16 protein-coding genes and 1 tRNA gene are annotated in these 17,090 nt (G+C 64.4%); all 17 read right to left on the bottom strand.

What is annotated here, in order from left to right:
* Positions 1-76: 76 nt before the first annotated feature.
* Positions 77-790, bottom strand: a complete 714-nt coding sequence (locus FBY31_RS19915) for an ABC transporter ATP-binding protein (RefSeq protein ID WP_142044456.1) — start codon at positions 788-790, stop codon at positions 77-79.
* Positions 777-1,727, bottom strand: a complete 951-nt coding sequence (locus tag FBY31_RS19910) for an ABC transporter ATP-binding protein (protein ID WP_142044454.1) — start codon at positions 1,725-1,727, stop codon at positions 777-779. Before FBY31_RS19910 ends, FBY31_RS19915 begins: the two co-directional genes overlap by 14 nt.
* A complete protein-coding gene (locus tag FBY31_RS19905; protein WP_235013143.1) occupies positions 1,724-2,974 on the bottom strand; it encodes a branched-chain amino acid ABC transporter permease in 1,251 nt (416 codons plus the stop codon). The genes FBY31_RS19910 and FBY31_RS19905 overlap by 4 nt, the downstream gene beginning before the upstream one ends.
* Positions 2,971-3,978 (bottom strand): branched-chain amino acid ABC transporter permease, encoded by a 1,008-nt coding sequence (locus FBY31_RS19900; RefSeq protein WP_142044452.1) that lies wholly within the window; start codon positions 3,976-3,978, stop codon positions 2,971-2,973. The genes FBY31_RS19905 and FBY31_RS19900 overlap by 4 nt, the downstream gene beginning before the upstream one ends.
* 127 nt (positions 3,979-4,105) lie before the next feature.
* The gene (locus FBY31_RS19895; protein ID WP_142044450.1) at positions 4,106-5,338 is read right to left on the bottom strand and encodes a branched-chain amino acid ABC transporter substrate-binding protein; all 1,233 of its coding nucleotides are present in this window, start codon (positions 5,336-5,338) and stop codon (positions 4,106-4,108) included.
* Positions 5,339-5,573: 235 nt separating this feature from the next.
* Positions 5,574-5,647: transfer RNA gene (locus tag FBY31_RS19890), tRNA-Leu, on the bottom strand.
* A gap of 20 nt (positions 5,648-5,667) precedes the next feature.
* Positions 5,668-6,666: an N-acetyltransferase gene (locus FBY31_RS19885; RefSeq protein WP_142044448.1), complete on the bottom strand. Its 999-nt coding sequence runs from the start codon at positions 6,664-6,666 to the stop codon at positions 5,668-5,670.
* Between the two features lie 166 nt (positions 6,667-6,832).
* On the bottom strand, positions 6,833-8,314 hold the full coding sequence (locus tag FBY31_RS19880; RefSeq protein ID WP_142044446.1) for an NAD(P)/FAD-dependent oxidoreductase: 1,482 nt from the start codon (positions 8,312-8,314) through the stop codon (positions 6,833-6,835).
* A gap of 59 nt (positions 8,315-8,373) precedes the next feature.
* Complete coding sequence (locus FBY31_RS19875; protein ID WP_142044444.1) at positions 8,374-9,759, bottom strand: S8 family serine peptidase; 1,386 nt, start codon at positions 9,757-9,759, stop codon at positions 8,374-8,376.
* A 6-nt stretch (positions 9,760-9,765) separates the two neighbouring features.
* Positions 9,766-10,713, bottom strand: a complete 948-nt coding sequence (locus tag FBY31_RS19870) for a Ppx/GppA phosphatase family protein (protein ID WP_142044442.1) — start codon at positions 10,711-10,713, stop codon at positions 9,766-9,768.
* Complete coding sequence (locus FBY31_RS19865) at positions 10,710-11,381, bottom strand: DUF501 domain-containing protein (protein ID WP_142044440.1); 672 nt, start codon at positions 11,379-11,381, stop codon at positions 10,710-10,712. Before FBY31_RS19865 ends, FBY31_RS19870 begins: the two co-directional genes overlap by 4 nt.
* A 28-nt stretch (positions 11,382-11,409) precedes the next feature.
* Positions 11,410-12,138 (bottom strand): FtsB family cell division protein, encoded by a 729-nt coding sequence (locus tag FBY31_RS19860; RefSeq protein ID WP_142044438.1) that lies wholly within the window; start codon positions 12,136-12,138, stop codon positions 11,410-11,412.
* A 121-nt stretch (positions 12,139-12,259) separates the two neighbouring features.
* A complete protein-coding gene (gene eno, locus FBY31_RS19855) occupies positions 12,260-13,540 on the bottom strand; it encodes a phosphopyruvate hydratase (RefSeq protein ID WP_079595716.1) in 1,281 nt (426 codons plus the stop codon).
* A 132-nt stretch (positions 13,541-13,672) separates the two neighbouring features.
* The gene (locus tag FBY31_RS19850; RefSeq protein WP_142045579.1) at positions 13,673-14,365 is read right to left on the bottom strand and encodes a MazG nucleotide pyrophosphohydrolase domain-containing protein; all 693 of its coding nucleotides are present in this window, start codon (positions 14,363-14,365) and stop codon (positions 13,673-13,675) included.
* Positions 14,366-14,429: 64 nt separating this feature from the next.
* Complete coding sequence (locus tag FBY31_RS19845) at positions 14,430-15,566, bottom strand: adenosine deaminase (RefSeq protein ID WP_142044436.1); 1,137 nt, start codon at positions 15,564-15,566, stop codon at positions 14,430-14,432.
* A gap of 40 nt (positions 15,567-15,606) precedes the next feature.
* Complete coding sequence (locus FBY31_RS19840; RefSeq protein WP_142044434.1) at positions 15,607-16,335, bottom strand: DedA family protein; 729 nt, start codon at positions 16,333-16,335, stop codon at positions 15,607-15,609.
* A 125-nt stretch (positions 16,336-16,460) separates the two neighbouring features.
* Positions 16,461-17,090, bottom strand: a complete 630-nt coding sequence (locus tag FBY31_RS19835) for a DedA family protein (RefSeq protein ID WP_142044432.1) — start codon at positions 17,088-17,090, stop codon at positions 16,461-16,463.

The raw sequence follows: 17,090 nt of genomic DNA, 5'->3' as shown, positions 1-17,090 counted from the left end.
ACTTCCACGTGGGGGCACCGCTAAAAGTTCCCGCTGCGCCCCGGTGCAACCGAACTGTGACGTGGCAGCGTTCCGGCTATGCCACCCCGAGATAGGCCTCCTTGATCGATGGATCTGCCATCAGCTCCTTGCCAGTCCCGCGATGGGTGATTTGGCCCGTTTCAAGGACGAATGCACGATGGGCTCCGGCGAGGGCCTGATTTGCGTTCTGCTCCACCATCAGGACGGTGGTGCCCTGGTTGTTGATTTCCCTGATGATTTTGAAGATCTGCCGGATGAATTGCGGCGCCAGCCCCATGGAGGGTTCATCCAGCAGCAACAGCTTTGGGCTGGACATCAATGCCCTGCCGATGGCCAGCATCTGTTGTTCGCCGCCGGACATGGTGCCGCCAAACTGCTTTTCCCGCTCTTTCAGCCGCGGGAACAAATCAAAGACACGGTCCAGGTCTTTCGATACCCCGCTCCTGTCCTTCCGACCGAACGTGCCCATATCCAGGTTTTCCCTGACGGTCATGCCAGGGAAGATGCCGCGTCCCTCCGGTGCTTGGGAGATGCCCTGGACCACCCGCAGGTGCGCCTTCATTTTCGTGATGTCCTCACCGGCGAACCTGATTTTTCCGCCGGTGCAGTTGAGCAGGCCCGAGATCGTCCTCATGGTCGTGGTCTTACCGGCACCGTTCGCGCCGATGAGTGCGACCACTTCGCCTTCGTTGACGGTAAAGGACATGTCGCGGATCGCCTGGATCCGTCCGTAGTGGACAGAAACACCTTCGACTTCAAGCAAGGTCATCTTCAGGCTCTCCCAGGTAAGCCGCAATCACTCGCGGGTCTTCGCGGATTTCGTGCGGCAATCCGTCAGCGATCTTTTTGCCGAATTCCAGGACTACAATCCTGTCCGTCACTCCCATGACCAGTTTCATGTCATGTTCGATCAGGAGGACGGTATATCCCTCGTCCCTGATGGTCCGGATGAGCGCCATCAAGTCTTCTTTTTCCGCCGGGTTGAACCCTGCTGCGGGTTCGTCCAGGCATAACACTTTCGGGTCGGTGGCCAGCGCCCTGGCGATTTCGAGCCGGCGCTGGTAACCGTAGGGCAGGTGGCGGGACAGGAAGTGGGCGTGGTCGGCGATGCCGACGAAGTCCAGGAGCGCCATCCCCCGTTCGATGGCGGACTTTTCCTCCCTGATGTGGGTGGGCAGGCGCAGCAACGCTCCACCCACACTGGTCCGGTGGCGGGCGTCCAGGCCCACCACCACGTTTTCGAGCGCCGTCATCTCGCCAAACAGCCTGATGTTCTGGAACGTGCGTGAGAGGCCCAGCCGCGTGATTTTGTGTTGCTTGAGGCCATTCAGAGACTGGCCTTCAAGCATCACGCTTCCGCTGGAGGGCCGGTAGACGCCCGTCATTGCATTGAAGCAGGTGGTCTTTCCCGCCCCGTTCGGACCGATCAGTCCGAGGATCTCTCCGCGTTTGATATTGAAACTGATATTGTCCAGCGCAACCAGGCCGCCGAATTTGATAGTGAGGTTCTGAACCTCAACGATGTTGTCGCCGACGTCCACCGCTATCTCACGGTCCGGGGCAACCTTCTCCGCCAGATCCTGGTCCACGCCAGCCTCTGCCAGCGCTTCTATATCCATTCCGTGGACAACGGAAACGGACTGGTCCCCAGCCGGATGTTCCGGGACAGCGCCACTGGAACCGGTAGTCGCTTTTTCCGGACTCATGCTTCCGCTTCTCTCTGTGCGCCCGTGGGTGTGGCGGTGCTGGAAGGGCGGCTGCCGCCCGCCGTCGGACCCTTACCGTCTTTCCCCGAAGCCTTGTTCAAGGCAGTTCTACCGTACGCGAGCAACCGTTGACGGGCAGGCAGCAGGCCCTGCGACCGGAAGATCATGATGAGCACCAGCGCGATGCCGAAGATCAGGTACTTATACTCGGCGATGGCCGTGAACCTCAACGGGATATAGCTCACCAGTGCCCCGCCCAGGATGGCGCCCACCTTGTTGCCTGCCCCGCCCAGTACAACGGCGGCAAGGAAAAGGATGGAAGTGGTGACATCGAATTTTTGGTTGTTCACAAATCCGACCTGGCCCGCAAACAAAGCGCCGGAAAGGCCGCCCACGGCGGCGCCGATAGCGAAGGCCCACACCTTGTATTTGAAGGTCGGCACGCCCATTATTTCAGCCGCGTCCTCGTCCTCCCGGATGGCAATCCAGGCCCGTCCCACGCGGCTCCGCTCGAGGTTGCCCACCAGGAGCGTGATGATGATGATGATGGTCAGGGTCAGCCAATACCAGGGCACACCATTGGAATTGGAAAAGATTGGAGACCCGTCCGCCGCTGTCCCCGGCGGATGCCCCACGTTCTGGAACCCCACCTGGCCCTTCATTGCGGGGATAATTGTGGCAAGGATCCGCACGATTTCGCCGAAACCGAGGGTCACGATGGCAAGGTAATCACCGCGCAGCCGGAGTGTCGGCACGCCGAGCACCACGCCGAAAAACATCGTCACCGCCATGGCCACAGGGATGGTCCAGAGGTACGGAATGTGCAGGAACGGCGAGTCCGGGCTGGTGAGCATCGCCGCACAGTACGAGCCCACTGCAAAGAAGGCCACATACCCCAGGTCCAGCAGGCCTGCGTATCCAACCACCACGTTCAGTCCAACAGCGACCAGCGCGAACCGCGCCATGTCGAAGCAGGCCAGGGCAAAGTTGTTGCCTGGTTCGGTGGTGATGATAGGCGGATTCAACAATGGCAAAAGGTAAGCCAGCACCACAACCACGATGAGGAAAGCCCACTGTTGCTGGCGCGAGAGCGCATTCCAGCGCTCAGACAGCGCTCCAGCCTTGCCTCCGCGGCGGCCCCGCGGTGTGACACTTCTCCCCGGGCTCGATACCGAGGCCTCACGGTCCACGGCAGCCTGCTTGGCCGCCGCCGTTTCAAGAGGCGTGGGCCCGTCAGTCATGCTCATGCTTTGCTCCTTCCAAGGGAAGTCCCCAGGATGCCCTGCGGTCGCAGTAGCAGCACCAGGACCAGGACCACGAATGCCACCACGTCAGTCCATTGGGAATTACCCAGCAGGATCTGCCCGTAGTTGCCGATGAGTCCCAGCAGAAGACCGCCGAGGAGTGCGCCCCGGACGTTGCCGATACCGCCCAGGACTGCAGCCGCAAAGGCCTTAATGCCGAGGATGAAACCGCCGCTGTACTGGACACCGGATGGAATTTTCATGACGTAAAACAACGCGGCGGCTCCCGCCAACAGACCCCCGATAATGAAGGTGGTAATAATGATCCGCTCTTTGTTCACACCCATCAACGTGGCCGTATCCGGGTCCTGGGCCACGGCCCGGATCCCGCGGCCTGTGCGGGACTTGCTGATAAACCGCTCAATGCCCACCATCATGATGATGGCGGCAATGATGATGAGCACCTGCTGCGAGTCCACGATCGTTCCGAAGACGTCGAAGATGGGAGTAGGCCGGAACATGGTCAGCGCAAGCTCGGGGCTCGGTCCACGCCACAAGTAGATCAGGTACTGGATGGTGAATGAAGCGCCGATTGCGGTGATCAGGAACACCAGTCGTGGGGCGTTGCGCTTCCGCAGCGGTTTATAGGCAATCCTTTCCAGCAGGAAGGCCGTCACCGCTGAGGCGGCCATTGCGACCACCAGCGCCAGCAGCAGGTTAAGAACGATCGCCAGGAAGCCCAGGCGTGGAACCGAAGGCCCGAAGCCCAGGTTGCTGAGGGTGAAGAAAACGGCGTAACAGCCGACGATGAATACTTCCGAGTGGGCGAAATTGATCAGGTTCAAGACGCCGTACACCAGCGTGTAGCCCAGCGCCACGAGCGCGTAGATAGCTCCGAACGTCAAACCGTCGAACGTCGCACTCCAGAAATTTTGCTGAAGAGACGGAATATCAAAAGTTATCCAGTCATTTTCGATGGGGGGTAAATGGACAAGCAGGGGAAGCATGGGAACGTCCTGATCCAGTAGCCCGCGGCCGTCGGCCCGGCAATGATGGGTGTGGTCTCTTTGTCGCCGAATCAAGAAAAGGCTGTGGGGCCGCGTCTGCTGGCCCCACAGCCGAATTCATGAGTTGCTACTCGCCGATGGGGCCAACAGGAACAATCTTGGCGTTCTCGACCTTGTAGCCGTAAACCGTAGGCGCCTGCAGTTCTCCCTTGGCATCCCACTTGTAGTGCTTGCTCAGCCCGTCTTTGTCGTAGGACTTGACCCAGGCCAGCAGATCCTGCCGTGACTGCTTACCGGCATCGATTCCGGACAGGAGTACCGTGGCTGCATCGTAGCCCTCAATGGAGTACGTTCCGGGGTCAACGCCCTTGGAAACTTCTTTATACGCTGAGGCGAAGTCAGGGATCAGCTCGCCCGGGATGCAGGGGCAGGTGAAGAAGGCGCCGTTGGAAGCGTCGCCCGCCTGCTTGATGAACTGATCGTCCTTGACACCGTCGGGGGCAACGAAGGTACCGGTGAAGCCCTTGCCGGAGAGCTGCTGGATGAACGGAGCGCCCTCGGCGTAGTAGCCGGAGTAAAAGACGGCGTCGGCCTTGGCGTTCATGATCTTTGAGATAACCGCCGAGAAGTCCTTCTGCCCGGTGGTCACCTTGTCCGAGCCAGCCAAGGCGTCGCCGAGTCCCTTGGTGGTGGACGTGGCCAGCCCGATGCCGTAGTCCGAGTCATCCTGGACCAGGTAGACCTTCTTGGCCCCCAGTTTCCCGGTTAGGAACTTGGCTGCCGCCGGCCCCTGCACGGCGTCATTACCCAGGCCGCGGAAGAAAGTGCTCCAACCGTTCTCGGTCAGGGACGGATTCGTCGCGGACGGGGTGATGTGGACCAGTCCGCGCTGTTCAAAAATATTGCCGGTCGCCTTGGATTCGCCGGAGAACGGGAGACCGATGACTCCGACGATGGCGTCTTCGCTGACCAGCTGGGTTACAGGTCCCGTGGCCTTGTTCGGGTCACCTTCCGTGTCGAACTTCTTGAACTGCACCTGGCAGCCCGGATTCGCCTGGTTGTGCTGGTTAATGGCCAACTGGATGCCGTTGAAGATGTTCACCCCCAATTGGGCGTTGGGGCCTGTTTGCGCACCCGCATAAGCCAGCGTGGTGGTCGCCGGGCAGGTTGCCTTTCCATCTCCGGCAGGAAGGACGGCTGCGGATGGAACGTCAACCTTGGAAATGGCAGGAACGTCAACCTTGCCTCCGGCTGACGAAGTCTCGTCTGTGCTGGGGCCTGCTTGATTGGCGCAGGAGGTCAGCAGCAGGCTGAGTGCAGCCGCTGTGGCAAACGAGGTGACGACTTTCTTTCGGTACATAAAATTGCCTTCCGAAACAGGCCCATGGATGACGGGATACGAACGTGCCGGCGCCGCTGCGCCGAGGATCAGGTGTTCCTGAGTTAGCTTCAAGCTAATGCATATCCCAGTCGAAGATAAGTGACTGAGGTCACAGCCTTATAACAGTCGTTGCATATGCGAAATTAAACGAAGGAAGCCGCCCGCACAGGCAGACGGCTTCCTTCTTCGCGGCCTCCAGGGCCGGCTCCGTTTGTACCCCAGGTGGGACTCGAACCCACAACACGCGGATTTTAAGTCCGCTGCCTCTGCCAATTGGGCTACTGGGGCAACGGGTCCATGGTATCCCGTCAGAGACGGGTGAACGGTTCGGCATACCGGAAGACACCGTGAACGCCGCCGGGCCACAGCGCGAGCGGCAGGAGCTGGAAATGATCGCCCCAGGCATCCTCGGGCGGGAGGACGCCCAGCGAGGCGGCAGGAACGAAGCCAAACCGCGGATAATAGTCGGGGCTGCCAAGGAGTACTATGCCGCTCTCCCCTGCCGCGTTGGCCCGGGCGATGGTCTCCTTCATTAACACAGAGCCGATGCCCTTTCTCTGGAGCCGCGGTGTGACGCCGATAGGACCGAGGCCAAGGAGTTCCCGATCGCCCACCCAGCCGCGCGTGCTGATGACATGGCCGACCACCTCACCGTCGATCACGGCCACCACGCTGAAGCCGGGAAGATACTCCTTAGCCTCGAACAGCTCGCGGAGCACCTTAACTTCCACAGGCTCCCCCTCGGCGGGAAGGCCGGTAGCGGGGGAAATGGCAAACGCATCAGCCGCCAGGGCGAGGATCGCGTCACGGTCGGCTGGGGTTTCGTCCCGCAGTTGCAGCCCGGGCACTAGTGGCCGGGCATTATCCTGCGGCCGTCCGTCTTCCTGCGGCTGTCCCGGCCCCCGCTGCTGCCGGCTGCCGGTGGAGAGTTCAGCCAGCACCTCAAGGGCTCGAGGCGCGTCGGCGACCGGTACCAGCAGGTGGTCGTGGTGGAAGCCTGCGAATACGTTACAGCTGATCCTGGCGTCGGTGAGGGCTTTGCTGACTGCGGCAGTCAGCCCCACGGCTTCCAGTGCGGAATGGATCTGCAAGGTGATCCAGGCGCCCACAAAGTCGTAGGACAGCCCTTCCTGGTCCGCCTCGGCTCGGGTCATCACCACCGTAAGGCCTTCGGCTTCGCGGACCGCCGCTTCGATGCCGGGTGCCAGGGGCCGCCCGTGCGGCCATAGGACGTAGACGTATTCACCCGTGCGCTGCACCGGGTGCATTCCTGCGAGCAGGGCCTGGAGGTTTGTCTCGCCAGTCATGCTGCCAGTCTAGGAGGCCGCAGGGCACGACGGCGGCAGGGCGGCGGCCGGGCGGCGGGCGGCGGCATGGGGCACCGGGTGAGGCACTGGCTCAGCCGCGCAGACGCAAACGGCGGCCGTCCCCGGAAGGGGACAGCCGCCGTCGTGCGCTAAGGCAGAACCGGTTCTACTTGGCGTTGGCCGTAACCGATTCCTTGGGATCGACCTTCGTCTTTTCCGCCGAGCCTGGGCCGCCTGCCGGCGGTGCGGCGTCCGCAGCTGGCGCGGCGGCCGGCTTGGGAGCCGGGGTAGCTGCTGCCACGAAGGCACCGCGCGGGTTGTCCAGATCCAGCAGGTGCGTGGTGTCGCGGCCGGCGAAGAAGCTGAGGATCCAGTTGAAGATCACCCGGAACTTGCGCTCAAACGTGGGCATGGCCAGGCCGTGGTAGCCGCGGTGGGCCAGCCAGGCGAGTCCGCCCTTGAGGCCGATGCTGCCCAGGAGGTTGATGTTGGCAACACCCTTCCACTCGCCGAAGCCTGCAACAGCGCCAAGGTTCTTGTGCTTGTAGTCCTTGAGCGGCTTCTCCCAGCGGGAGGCCCACAGGTTCTTGGCGAGGCGCTTGGCCTGGCGGAGCGCGTGCTGGGCGTTGGGTACGCACGTGCCGTCCGGGAGGCCCTTGCCGGTGAGGTCCGGAACAGCGGCGACGTCGCCCGCAGCCCAGGCGTTGTCGACGATGCCTTCATCCCCGGCGATGCGCAGGTCCGGCAGGACGCGGACGCGGCCGCGCGGCTCGAGCGGGAAGTCGGTGGAACGGACCATGGGGTTGGCCTGTACGCCGGCGGTCCACACGAGGGTGTCAGCTTCGAATTCCTGCGCCGGGGTCTTGTCCGGAAGGTTGATGAGCTTGAGGGCGCCTTCAGCGCTGTCCAGCGAGGTGTTCAGGAGTACCTCGATGCCGCGGCTGCGGAGGTGCTCCACAACCCATTCGGCCTGCTTCGCGGTTACTTCCGGCATGATCCGGCCCATCGCTTCCACCAGGACGAAGCGGACTTCCTCCTGCTTGATGCGGGGGTTGTTGCGGACGGCGGCGCGGGCGAGGTCCTCCATCTCGGTGATGCACTCGATACCGGCAAAACCGCCACCCACCACCACGAAGGTGAGGGCTTTGGCGCGGGCAGCGGGATCGGTCATGGTGGAGGCCAGTTCAATGCGCTCCAGGAGCTTGTTGCGGAGGGCAACAGCTTCCTCGATGGTCTTCAGGCCGATGCCCTTGTCCGCGAGGCCCTTGATGGGGAAGGTGCGGGTAATGGCGCCGGCGGCCAGGACGACGTCGAAGTAGGGAACCTCGAAAGGCGTTCCGCCGTCGGCCGGTGCCACCACCGCGGTGCGGTTGGCGTGGTCGATCGCAGTGACGCGGCCCTGGATCAGCTCAGTCTGCTGGAGGTGCTTGCGGTGGGAGACCACGGCATGGCGGGCCTCGATGTTGCCGCCGGCCACCTCGGGCAGGAAGGGCTGGTAGGTCATGTAGGGCAGTGGATCCACGAGGGTGACGATGCCACCGGCATTCGCGATCTTCTTCTGCAGTTTGAGTGCTACGTACAGGCCGACGTACCCGCCGCCGACGACGAGTACCCTGGGACGGTCCTGGAGCTCTGGGGTGGTTGCCATAGGTTCAAGGATACCGCAGTTTGTGAAAATCTTCACTAACTGTCCGGAAGGCTAGGGAACTAGGTTTTCCGCCCGGAATCAATCCGGTTCACCACCCCGGTATCCGGCTGTTCCGGCAGCTCGGCGGGGTTCCTGGCAGCGCGCCTCAGTTGGATGGCCGCTGCCGCAATAATGGCTGCAAACAGCAGGCCGAAACCGACCACGACGGCGGCAGCGAGCGCACTGTCCCGCCGGGACGGCGGCTTCGCTGCAGGCACGGTCGCCTCGGGCAACGCGGGCAGTTCGCTGGGAACCTCGGCGGTGGGAAGTGGAGCGGGCGTGGCCAGGTTGCCGCGGCGGTGGACGCGGATCCATTCCGCAATGGAGCCAAGCGGATTGGCCGAAACTTCAGGAACGCTGTCCTTGAGCGCAGCCTCCGCATTGAGCACACCAAAGCCGTACAGGGGGTCCTTGCCGGGCGCGCCCGCGTCCTTGGCCGTGGCAACGATCCTGTTGATAACCTGCTTTGCGGTCATGTCCGGCCACTTGGAGCGGATCAGTGCGGCGACCCCGGCAACAATGGGCGTGGAGCCGGAGGTTCCTGCCCATTCCGCATAGCTGCCGCCGGGAACGCCGCCCAGCAGGTTCTCGGCGGGCGCCGCGACACCGATGCTGATTCCCTGCGACGACGCATCAACACTCGCGGTTCCCTTGCGGTCCAGGCCGGCGACGGTAAGGACGCCCGGAATGGTGGCCGGGGCGCCCACCTGGATGTTGCCACCCACCCGGTTGCCGGCGGCGGCCACAATCACCACGTCTTTTTGCTCGGCATACAGGAAGGCCGCGTCCCAGCTTTGCGGCCACTGCGGGGTGGTGCTGCCGAGGGAGATGTTGATGACCTTGGCGCCGTTGTCCACCGCCCAGCGGACGGCTTCGGGGATCTGGTCCTGGTCGCTCTTGCCCGAGGGGTTGGTCGAGCCCAGCCAGGTGGAGACGGAGAGGATCTGCGCTTCCGGAGCCACGCCCACGATTCCGTCAGGCGGAAGGGCTGCCGGTCCGGGCGACGGACTGGCTGTGGCGTCGGCAGGCTGGTGGCCGCGTCCGGCGAGCATGGTGGCCACCAGTGTGCCGTGTTCGGTCTTGGAGCCCACCACTTTCTGGCCGTCAGGCTGCCCGGAGCCGGAGGCGTCGTAGCCTCCCACTACGGCGCCCTTGAGGTCTGGATGCTTGGCGTCCACACCGCTGTCGATCACGGCCACCTTCACGCCGGCACCTTTGGAGACCTCCCAGGCCTTGGTGATTCCGGATTCAGCCAGCCAGTACTGTTTGTCGCGCCACTCGTCCGCGTGCGCGGCGGGTGCGGCGAACAAGCCTGTTCCGAGGCAGCAGGCGGCGAGGAGCAGGGCCAGCAGGGCTGCGCCGGCCCGCCCGGGCGATGGTGTTTTGCCGGGTTCATGTTTCTGCATGGGCCCTCAGCCGATGCTCAGGGCGATGCCGTCGAGAATGTCGTGTTCGCTGGCCGTGGCCGTAGAGATGCGCCCGCCGGTGAGCTCCGCCAGCCGTTCGAGGATCCGGCCCCACACCAATCCGCCCGCGCCGATGACATCCACCCGCCCCGGGTGCATGTAGGGCAGCGCGGCGCGGTGGGCGCGGTCCATGGCCAGGAGATCGTTGGCGGCGGCACGGATCGTGTCCAGGGGCAATCCGGTGCCGTGGATTTCGTCCGGCGAATACTTGGGCAGCCGGAGGGCGTGCGCGGTGATGGTGGTGATGGACCCCGCAACGCCGACGACGGCGGTGGCGCGTTCCAGCGGAACGTCCTGCCGTGCGCGGGCGATGGCGTCGTCCACGTCAGCTTGGGCGGCCGCGATCTGTTCCGCGGTGGGCGGGTCCTGGCGCAAGTGGCGTTCGGTGAGGCGGACGCATCCGATGTCTACCGATTTGGCCGCTGTCACCCCGGCTGCGGTGCCGAGGACGAACTCGGTGCTTCCGCCGCCGAGATCCACCACCAGTACCTCCTGGCCGTCCAGGATGGGCAGGACACTGCTGGCGCCGGAAAAGGACAGGGCGGCTTCCTCATCGCCGGAGATGACCTCCGGTTCCACGCCCAGCAGGGCCCGGATTCCGTCCACGAAGACGTCCCGGTTCCGGGCATCACGGCTGGCCGATGTGGCCACGAAGCGCACCTCGACCGCTTCGTGCTCCCTGATCAGCCGGGCATAATCGGCGGTGGCCGCGAAGGTGCGCTCCAGCGCTTCCGGAGCGAGTTCACCCGTAGCATCCACGCCCTGGCCCAGCCGGACCACCCGCATTTCGCGCACAACATCCGTGAGGGTGGTGGTTCCGTTGCTGTGGCCGATGTCCGCGATCAGGAGGCGGATGGAGTTGGTACCGCAGTCGATGGCGGCGACGCGCGTCATGTCGCAGCCCCTGTTGTCCCGGAGGTCTTCCGGACGGGTGCGGGCCGGCCTACGATGTCCGGCAGCCCCTGCGGACCGTGGCGGCTCAGGTCCCTGGAGGGCGCTTCCCCGGAGGTGTCCCAGGCGCCGTCGCAGTAGCACCTGTCCGCAGTCCACCAGTCGCTGATGGCGGCGATGGCCTGGTCCCCGAGGGGATTGACACCTGGACCGGCTGCCAGCGAGTGGCCCACCAGGACGTGGAGGCATTTGACGCGGGTGGGCATGCCGCCGGCGGAGATCCCGTCGATTTCGGGAACGGCTCCGATGCCCGAACGCTCGCCGATGGCGGCGCGGGCTGCAAGGTACGCCTCATGCGCGGAGAGGTAGGCGGCGGCCAGTTCCTCATCGCCGGAAAGCTGCTCATTCATCTCGTTCATAACCCCTGCCGCTTCCAGCCTGGAGACTGCCGAGGTGATGACGGGGTGTGTCAGGTAGAAGGTGGTGGGGAATGGCGTTCCGTTGCCGAGCCGCGGAGCGGTGGCGGCGACCAGGGGATTGCCGCAGACGCAGCGTGCAGGAATTTCCACCACGTCACGCACCGGCCGTCCGAGTTGGCGGCTTAGTACTTCAAGGTCGTGTGCTGATGGTTGGCGGGATTCGTCCCGGGCGGCTGCCGTGTGGGGTTCCACTGTCGCTGGCCGTCCTTCCTGTTGCGGTTCAGTCTGTGGCCGCGCGCGTAATGGACTCCCACAGGGAATCCACCCACGGCAGATCGGCGGGGTCTTGTGCTGCTGCGCCGGTCGGGCTACTGCTTTCCCCGGCGGGCAAATCGCTGCCGAAGACCCAGTAGCCGGTTTCGCCCGGCATAACCATGTTAATGCGGTCGCGGGCCTGCTGTTTCACGTAATTGGGGTCCTGCCAGCGGGAGACCTGCTGCCGCAGGCTGTTGCCTTCGGCCTCACGGGCAGCGATGTCCGCGTTCAGGGCTGCTATTTCGGCCCGCTTGTCGAAGAAGATCTTGACCGTGGGTGCCAGCATGATGGTGATGGCAATCATCACCACGGCAAGTGCGAGCATGCGCCCGGAGAACGCCTTGGCGGGTACGGGCTGCTGCTGCTCCTCGGCCGCGCCTGTGCCGGCCGCCGGGGAGGTGCCTTCGGCGCCGCTCCCCTTCCTGCCGGCGTCGAACCCCTTCACCTGGTGTGACCCCTTGGCCGGGTGTGGCCCCGGGGCCTTGTCCGCTAACGCTGTCCGGCGGTTGTCCCGCGCGGCGCCCGCTATCGGCGCAGAGGCTTCGTGGCCAGCTGGGCCGGCGCCCGGCTTCCCCTTTCCCGAACCAAAATCAGCGCGGATAACGTCCGCGCCGTCGGTGGTCTCATGGGTTGCCTGCGGTGGGCCCGAACGGGGTGAGGCAACCTTGGGAACTTTGGGACGGCGGGTAGCCATGACACTCCTGAAACGCGCAGCCTGCCTGGGGCCGCCACTAGCTGGGCTGGAACGATGCCGAAACAACAACGGTGGCTATGGTCTTTCAACCATAGCCACCGTTGATTGGTTTACGCGGCTACTAGCCCTTGAAACGCGGGAACGCGCTGCGGCCTGCGTAGCGTGCCGCATCGTCGAGTTCCTCTTCGATGCGCAGCAGCTGGTTGTACTTGGCAACACGCTCCGAGCGGGCCGGGGCACCGGTCTTGATCTGGCCGGCGTTGGTGGCCACCGAGATGTCGGCGATGGTGGTGTCCTCGGTTTCGCCGGAGCGGTGCGAGGTGATGGTGGTGTAACCGGCCCGCTGGGCCAGGCTGACGGCGTCGAGCGTCTCGGTGAGGGAGCCGATCTGGTTGACCTTGACCAGCAGGGAGTTGGCGGTCTTGGTGTCGATGCCGCGCTGCAGGATGGAGGGGTTGGTCACGAACAGGTCGTCACCCACCAGCTGGACTTTGTCGCCGATGGAGTCGGTGAGGGTCTTCCAGCCGTCCCAGTCGTTTTCGTCCAGCGGGTCCTCGATGGACACCAGAGGGTAGTCGGCCACGAGTTCCGTGTAGTAGGCGCTCATTTCGGCGGAGGTCAGGGACTTGCCTTCAAACTGGTAGGCGCCGTCCGTGAAGAACTCGGAGGAGGCCACGTCCAGGGCCAGGGCGATGTCCTTGCCGGGGGTGTAGCCGGCGTTCTTGATGGCTTCCTGGATCAGGTCCAGTGCTGCGCGGTTGGACGGCAGGTTGGGTGCGAACCCGCCTTCGTCGCCCAGGCCGGTGGCGAGGCCCTTTTCCTTGAGCACGGACTTGAGGGCGTGGTAGACCTCAACGCCCCAGCGCAGGCCCTCGGAGAAGGTCTCGGCACCCAGCGGGACAACCATGAATTCCTGGATGTCGACGTCGGAATCCGCGTGCGAGCCGCCGTTGAGGATGTTCATCAGCGGGACGGGCAGGACGTGGGCGTTCGGGCCGCCCAGGTACTTGTACAGGGGCAGGTCCGCGGAGGCGGCGGCTGCGTTGGCGACGGCCAGGGAGACGCCCAGGATGGCGTTGGCGCCCAGCTTGCCCTTGTTCGGCGTGCCGTCCAGGTCCAGCATGGCCTGGTCGATGCTGCGCTGGTCCGTGGCGTCGAAGCCGGTCAGGGCCGGAGCGATCTGGTCGATGATCGCGTCAACGGCCTTCTGGACGCCCTTGCCGAGGTAACGGCCCTTGTCGCCGTCACGCAGCTCTACGGCCTCGTGCTCACCGGTGGAAGCACCGGAGGGAACTGCAGCGCGGCCGATCTGGCCGTCGGAAAGGAGGACTTCAACTTCTACGGTCGGGTTGCCGCGGGAATCGAGGATCTCGCGGGCGTGGATGGCATCGATAAGCGCCATGAATTTGCTCCTTATGGGCGATTAACGGGGGAAATACAGCTGAAAACTCGACGTACTCGTCAGGGACCAGCGTAGTCGAGAGTGGCCCGGGTTACGGAAACCTATCCAGTCCCGGGCGTCATGATGGTGCGGTCAGCCCTGTTGACGGTGCTGCGGGACGTGCTGCTGGTAGCCCCGGACGGCGCCGCGGAGGGCACGCTCGGCGTCGAATCCGCTGGCGTGGGCGGAATGGACGACGGCGAGCAGCAGCTCGCCGAGTTCTTCTTCCGACGTGAAGGGGGCAACTTGCACCGGCGGTTGAGCTTCCCGGTTTTCGGCAGGCTCAACCACCGGATTGGCCCTTGCCCCGCGGTCGATGGACTTTTGCGCCCTCGCCAGTGCCGGCAGGGCCAGCGGGATTCCAACGAACGGATCCTGCCGCTCCGGCCGCTCGGCCCGCTTCACCGCGTCCCACTTCTGCACGATGTCCTCAACCGTGGCCGGAAAGCTGTCCTGCAGTGAGCCGTCCGGGCGGAACACGTGGGGGTTGCGCCGCACCATCTTGGCACTCAGGCCGCGCGCCACGTCGTCGAACGTGAAAGCGCCGCGCTCCTCCGCGAGGCGGGCATGCAGCACCACCTGGAGCAGGATGTCGCCCAGCTCGCCCTGCAGTTCGGCGTCGAAGTGTTCCTCCCCAGCAGTTCCGCCCGCAGTTCCAGCCTCGACGGTTTCGGCCACCTCGTAAGCCTCCTCGAGGAGATACTCCACCAGGGACTCATGCGTCAGCGCGCCCGTCCAGGGGCAGTGCTCCCTGAGCTGGCGAATTATCCCCAGCAGCTCCCCCAGCTCGCAAGCTCGCCCGGGGGCCCCTGCTGCCGTGGGCCCAGTAAGCAGCGGGTCAACGGGAGTTTCAGCCAAGATTCGCGTAGGCGTCGTTGATGTACTCGACGAGCGCTTCCTTCTCTTCCAGCGGCAGGAAGGATGCCTCGGCGGCGTTCAGGGTCAGCTCCAGGAGGTCGTCGAGGTCGTAGTCGAAGGTTTCCACCAGCAGCTCGAACTCGTCGGTCAGCGTGACGCCGCTCATCAGCCGGTTGTCGGTATTGATGGTGACGTTGAAGCCCAGCTGGTACAGCATGTCCAGGGGGTGGCTTTCGATGCCCTCGCCGAAGCCGGCGATCGCACCCGTCTGGAGGTTCGAGGACGGGCAGACTTCAAGGGCGATGCCGCGGTCCCGGACCCAGCTGGAGAGATCGCCCAGGGTCACCAGGCCGATGGTGTCCTCGGTGTCCTCGTCGTCGTCGAACTCCACCAGGATGTCTTCGGCGATCCGGACGCCGTGTCCCAACCGCAATGCGCGGCCGTCCACCAGGGCGGACTGGATGCTTTCCAGCCCGGCAGCCTCGCCGGCGTGCACGGTGGCCGGGAAGTTGTGCTGGGCCAGGTAGGTGAAGGCGTCCCGGAAGCGGGAGGGCAGGAAGCCGTCTTCGGCTCCGGCGATGTCAAAGCCGACGGCACCCTTGTTGCGGTGGCGGACGGCGAGTTCGGCGATCTCCTGGCCGCGGTCGGCGTGGCGCATGGCGGTGATGAGCTGGCCCACCTGGATTTCCCGTCCGGTCTCCCCCACGGCCTCGACGCCGGCCTCAAGGCCTTCCTGCACCGCTTCCACGGCTTCGTCCAGGGTGAGGCCCTTCTGGAGGTGCTGCTCCGGCGCCCACCGGACTTCGCCATACACCACGCCGTCATCAGCAAGGTCCTCAACGAATTCCTTGGCGACCCGGTAAAGTCCTTCGGCGGTCTGCATCACGGCGACGGTGTGGTCAAAGGTCTCAAGGTAGCGGACCAGGGAGCCGGAGTCCGCGGATTCGCGGAACCACTGGCCCAGCGCTACCGGGTCGCTTGACGGAAGGGTGTGGCCCGCGGCCTCGGCCAGCTCGATGATGGTGGCCGGACGGAGTCCCCCGTCCAGGTGGTCGTGAAGTGACACCTTGGGCAGGCTCTTCAGGTCAAAATCGATGGCAGGGGCAGCGTCAACAATAGGCTCAGTCACGTATCCCACCTTAGGGTGGGCAGCAGTTCAATGCCAGCGGCTACATGGCGGCAGGCTTGCCGTCCCCTGCTGCAGGAGCCAGCATGGCTGTGCTGCCGGAATCCGGGTCCGCTGCGCCGGACGCGCCGCCGTCGAGCCACTCGTCCGCTTTGTCCGCGTCGTTGCGGGCCAGGTGCTTGTGCCACAACCGGAGCAGGTGGTCGATAAGGATCCCCAAAACGATGGCGAATACCACCGCGATGCCCGCGCTGAGCAGCGGATTGTGGTGGAGCCACGGGAAGGAGCTTGCCAGCATGCCGATGCCGATGGAGTACCCCACCCAGGTGGTGCAGGCGAAGCCGTCCAGCACGAAGAAGCGGCGGTGGGAGAATCCGGTGCTTCCGGCGACGTAGTTCACGGCCACCCTGCCCCAGGGAATGTAGCGGGCAGTGAAAATCAGGACGGCGCCCCGCTTGTCCAATTCGTAGCGTGCCCAGCCGAACGCCTTTTGGACCTTGGGCCGGCGCATCCATTTCCACCGGTGCAACCCGATCCTGCGTCCGAGCATGAAGGCCATGTTGTCTCCGGCCATGGCTCCCACCAGGGCTGTGAGTCCGAGGATCCACAGGTTCGGTTCACCGCTGTGCCGCGCGAACGCAGCCAGGGCCACGATGAGGGTCTCACTGGGGACCACCATGGCGAAGCCGTCCACGAAGAAAAACAACAGCAGGACCGGGTAGATCCACCACTGGCCCGCTGCATGGAGCACGGCCTCATTAATAAACTCCACGCGGGTCTTGCTCCTATGCAAAATGGCGCGGGCCTAAGCGGCGCAGCCAAAGCGGAAATCGTTCCTAAGTGTCCCATGGCAAGGCGCAATTCGCTACGCCCCCGCCTGCCCGAACAACGGTTCAACTACGCTTCTGGTTCCTTTATCCGCTCCGCTCTGGGAGGCCTGTTCCGGACCCGGTTGATGACAAGGTCCACCATTATCCCCAGAGCCACTGCACAAACGATCGCGATGACCGCGCCCAGGAGGTGGTTGTCCTCAAACCATTGCCCGAAAAACAGTCCTATTCCCACGGAATAGCCTGCCCACAGCGACGCCGAAAGGACGGTCAGGCCCACGAAGCGCAGATGTGGATAGTGCGTGACGCCGGCTGTGAGGTTGACGGCCACCCGGCCGATCGGAACAAACCTCGCCACGAGGATGAGCGAGGCCGGGCGCTTGCGCAGTTCCCGGCCCGCCCAATGGAAGGCGCTTTGCATGCGCCGTCCCCGCATCCACGCCCAGCGCCGGGTTCCCACTTTGCGCCCGATGAGGTAAGCAATGTTGTCCCCGGAGAAGGCCCCGAGCGCTGCCACCAGCATCAGGAGCCACGGGTTGGGAACCCCGGCGGTGGCAGCGACGGCGGAGAGGCCCACCACCACCGACTCACTGGGGATGGGGGGGAAAAAGCCATCAATGACGCAGCACGCCAAGACCAGGAACAGCACCCAGGGCTGTCCGGCTGCGGCGAGGATGAAGTCATTGATGGCCTGCAT

The organism is Arthrobacter sp. SLBN-100 (assembly GCF_006715305.1).
In the GTDB taxonomy this organism is placed as follows: Bacteria; Actinomycetota; Actinomycetes; order Actinomycetales; family Micrococcaceae; genus Arthrobacter.
The sequence above is the reverse complement of the archived record's forward strand: the minus strand, read 5'-3'. Positions and strand labels throughout refer to the sequence as shown.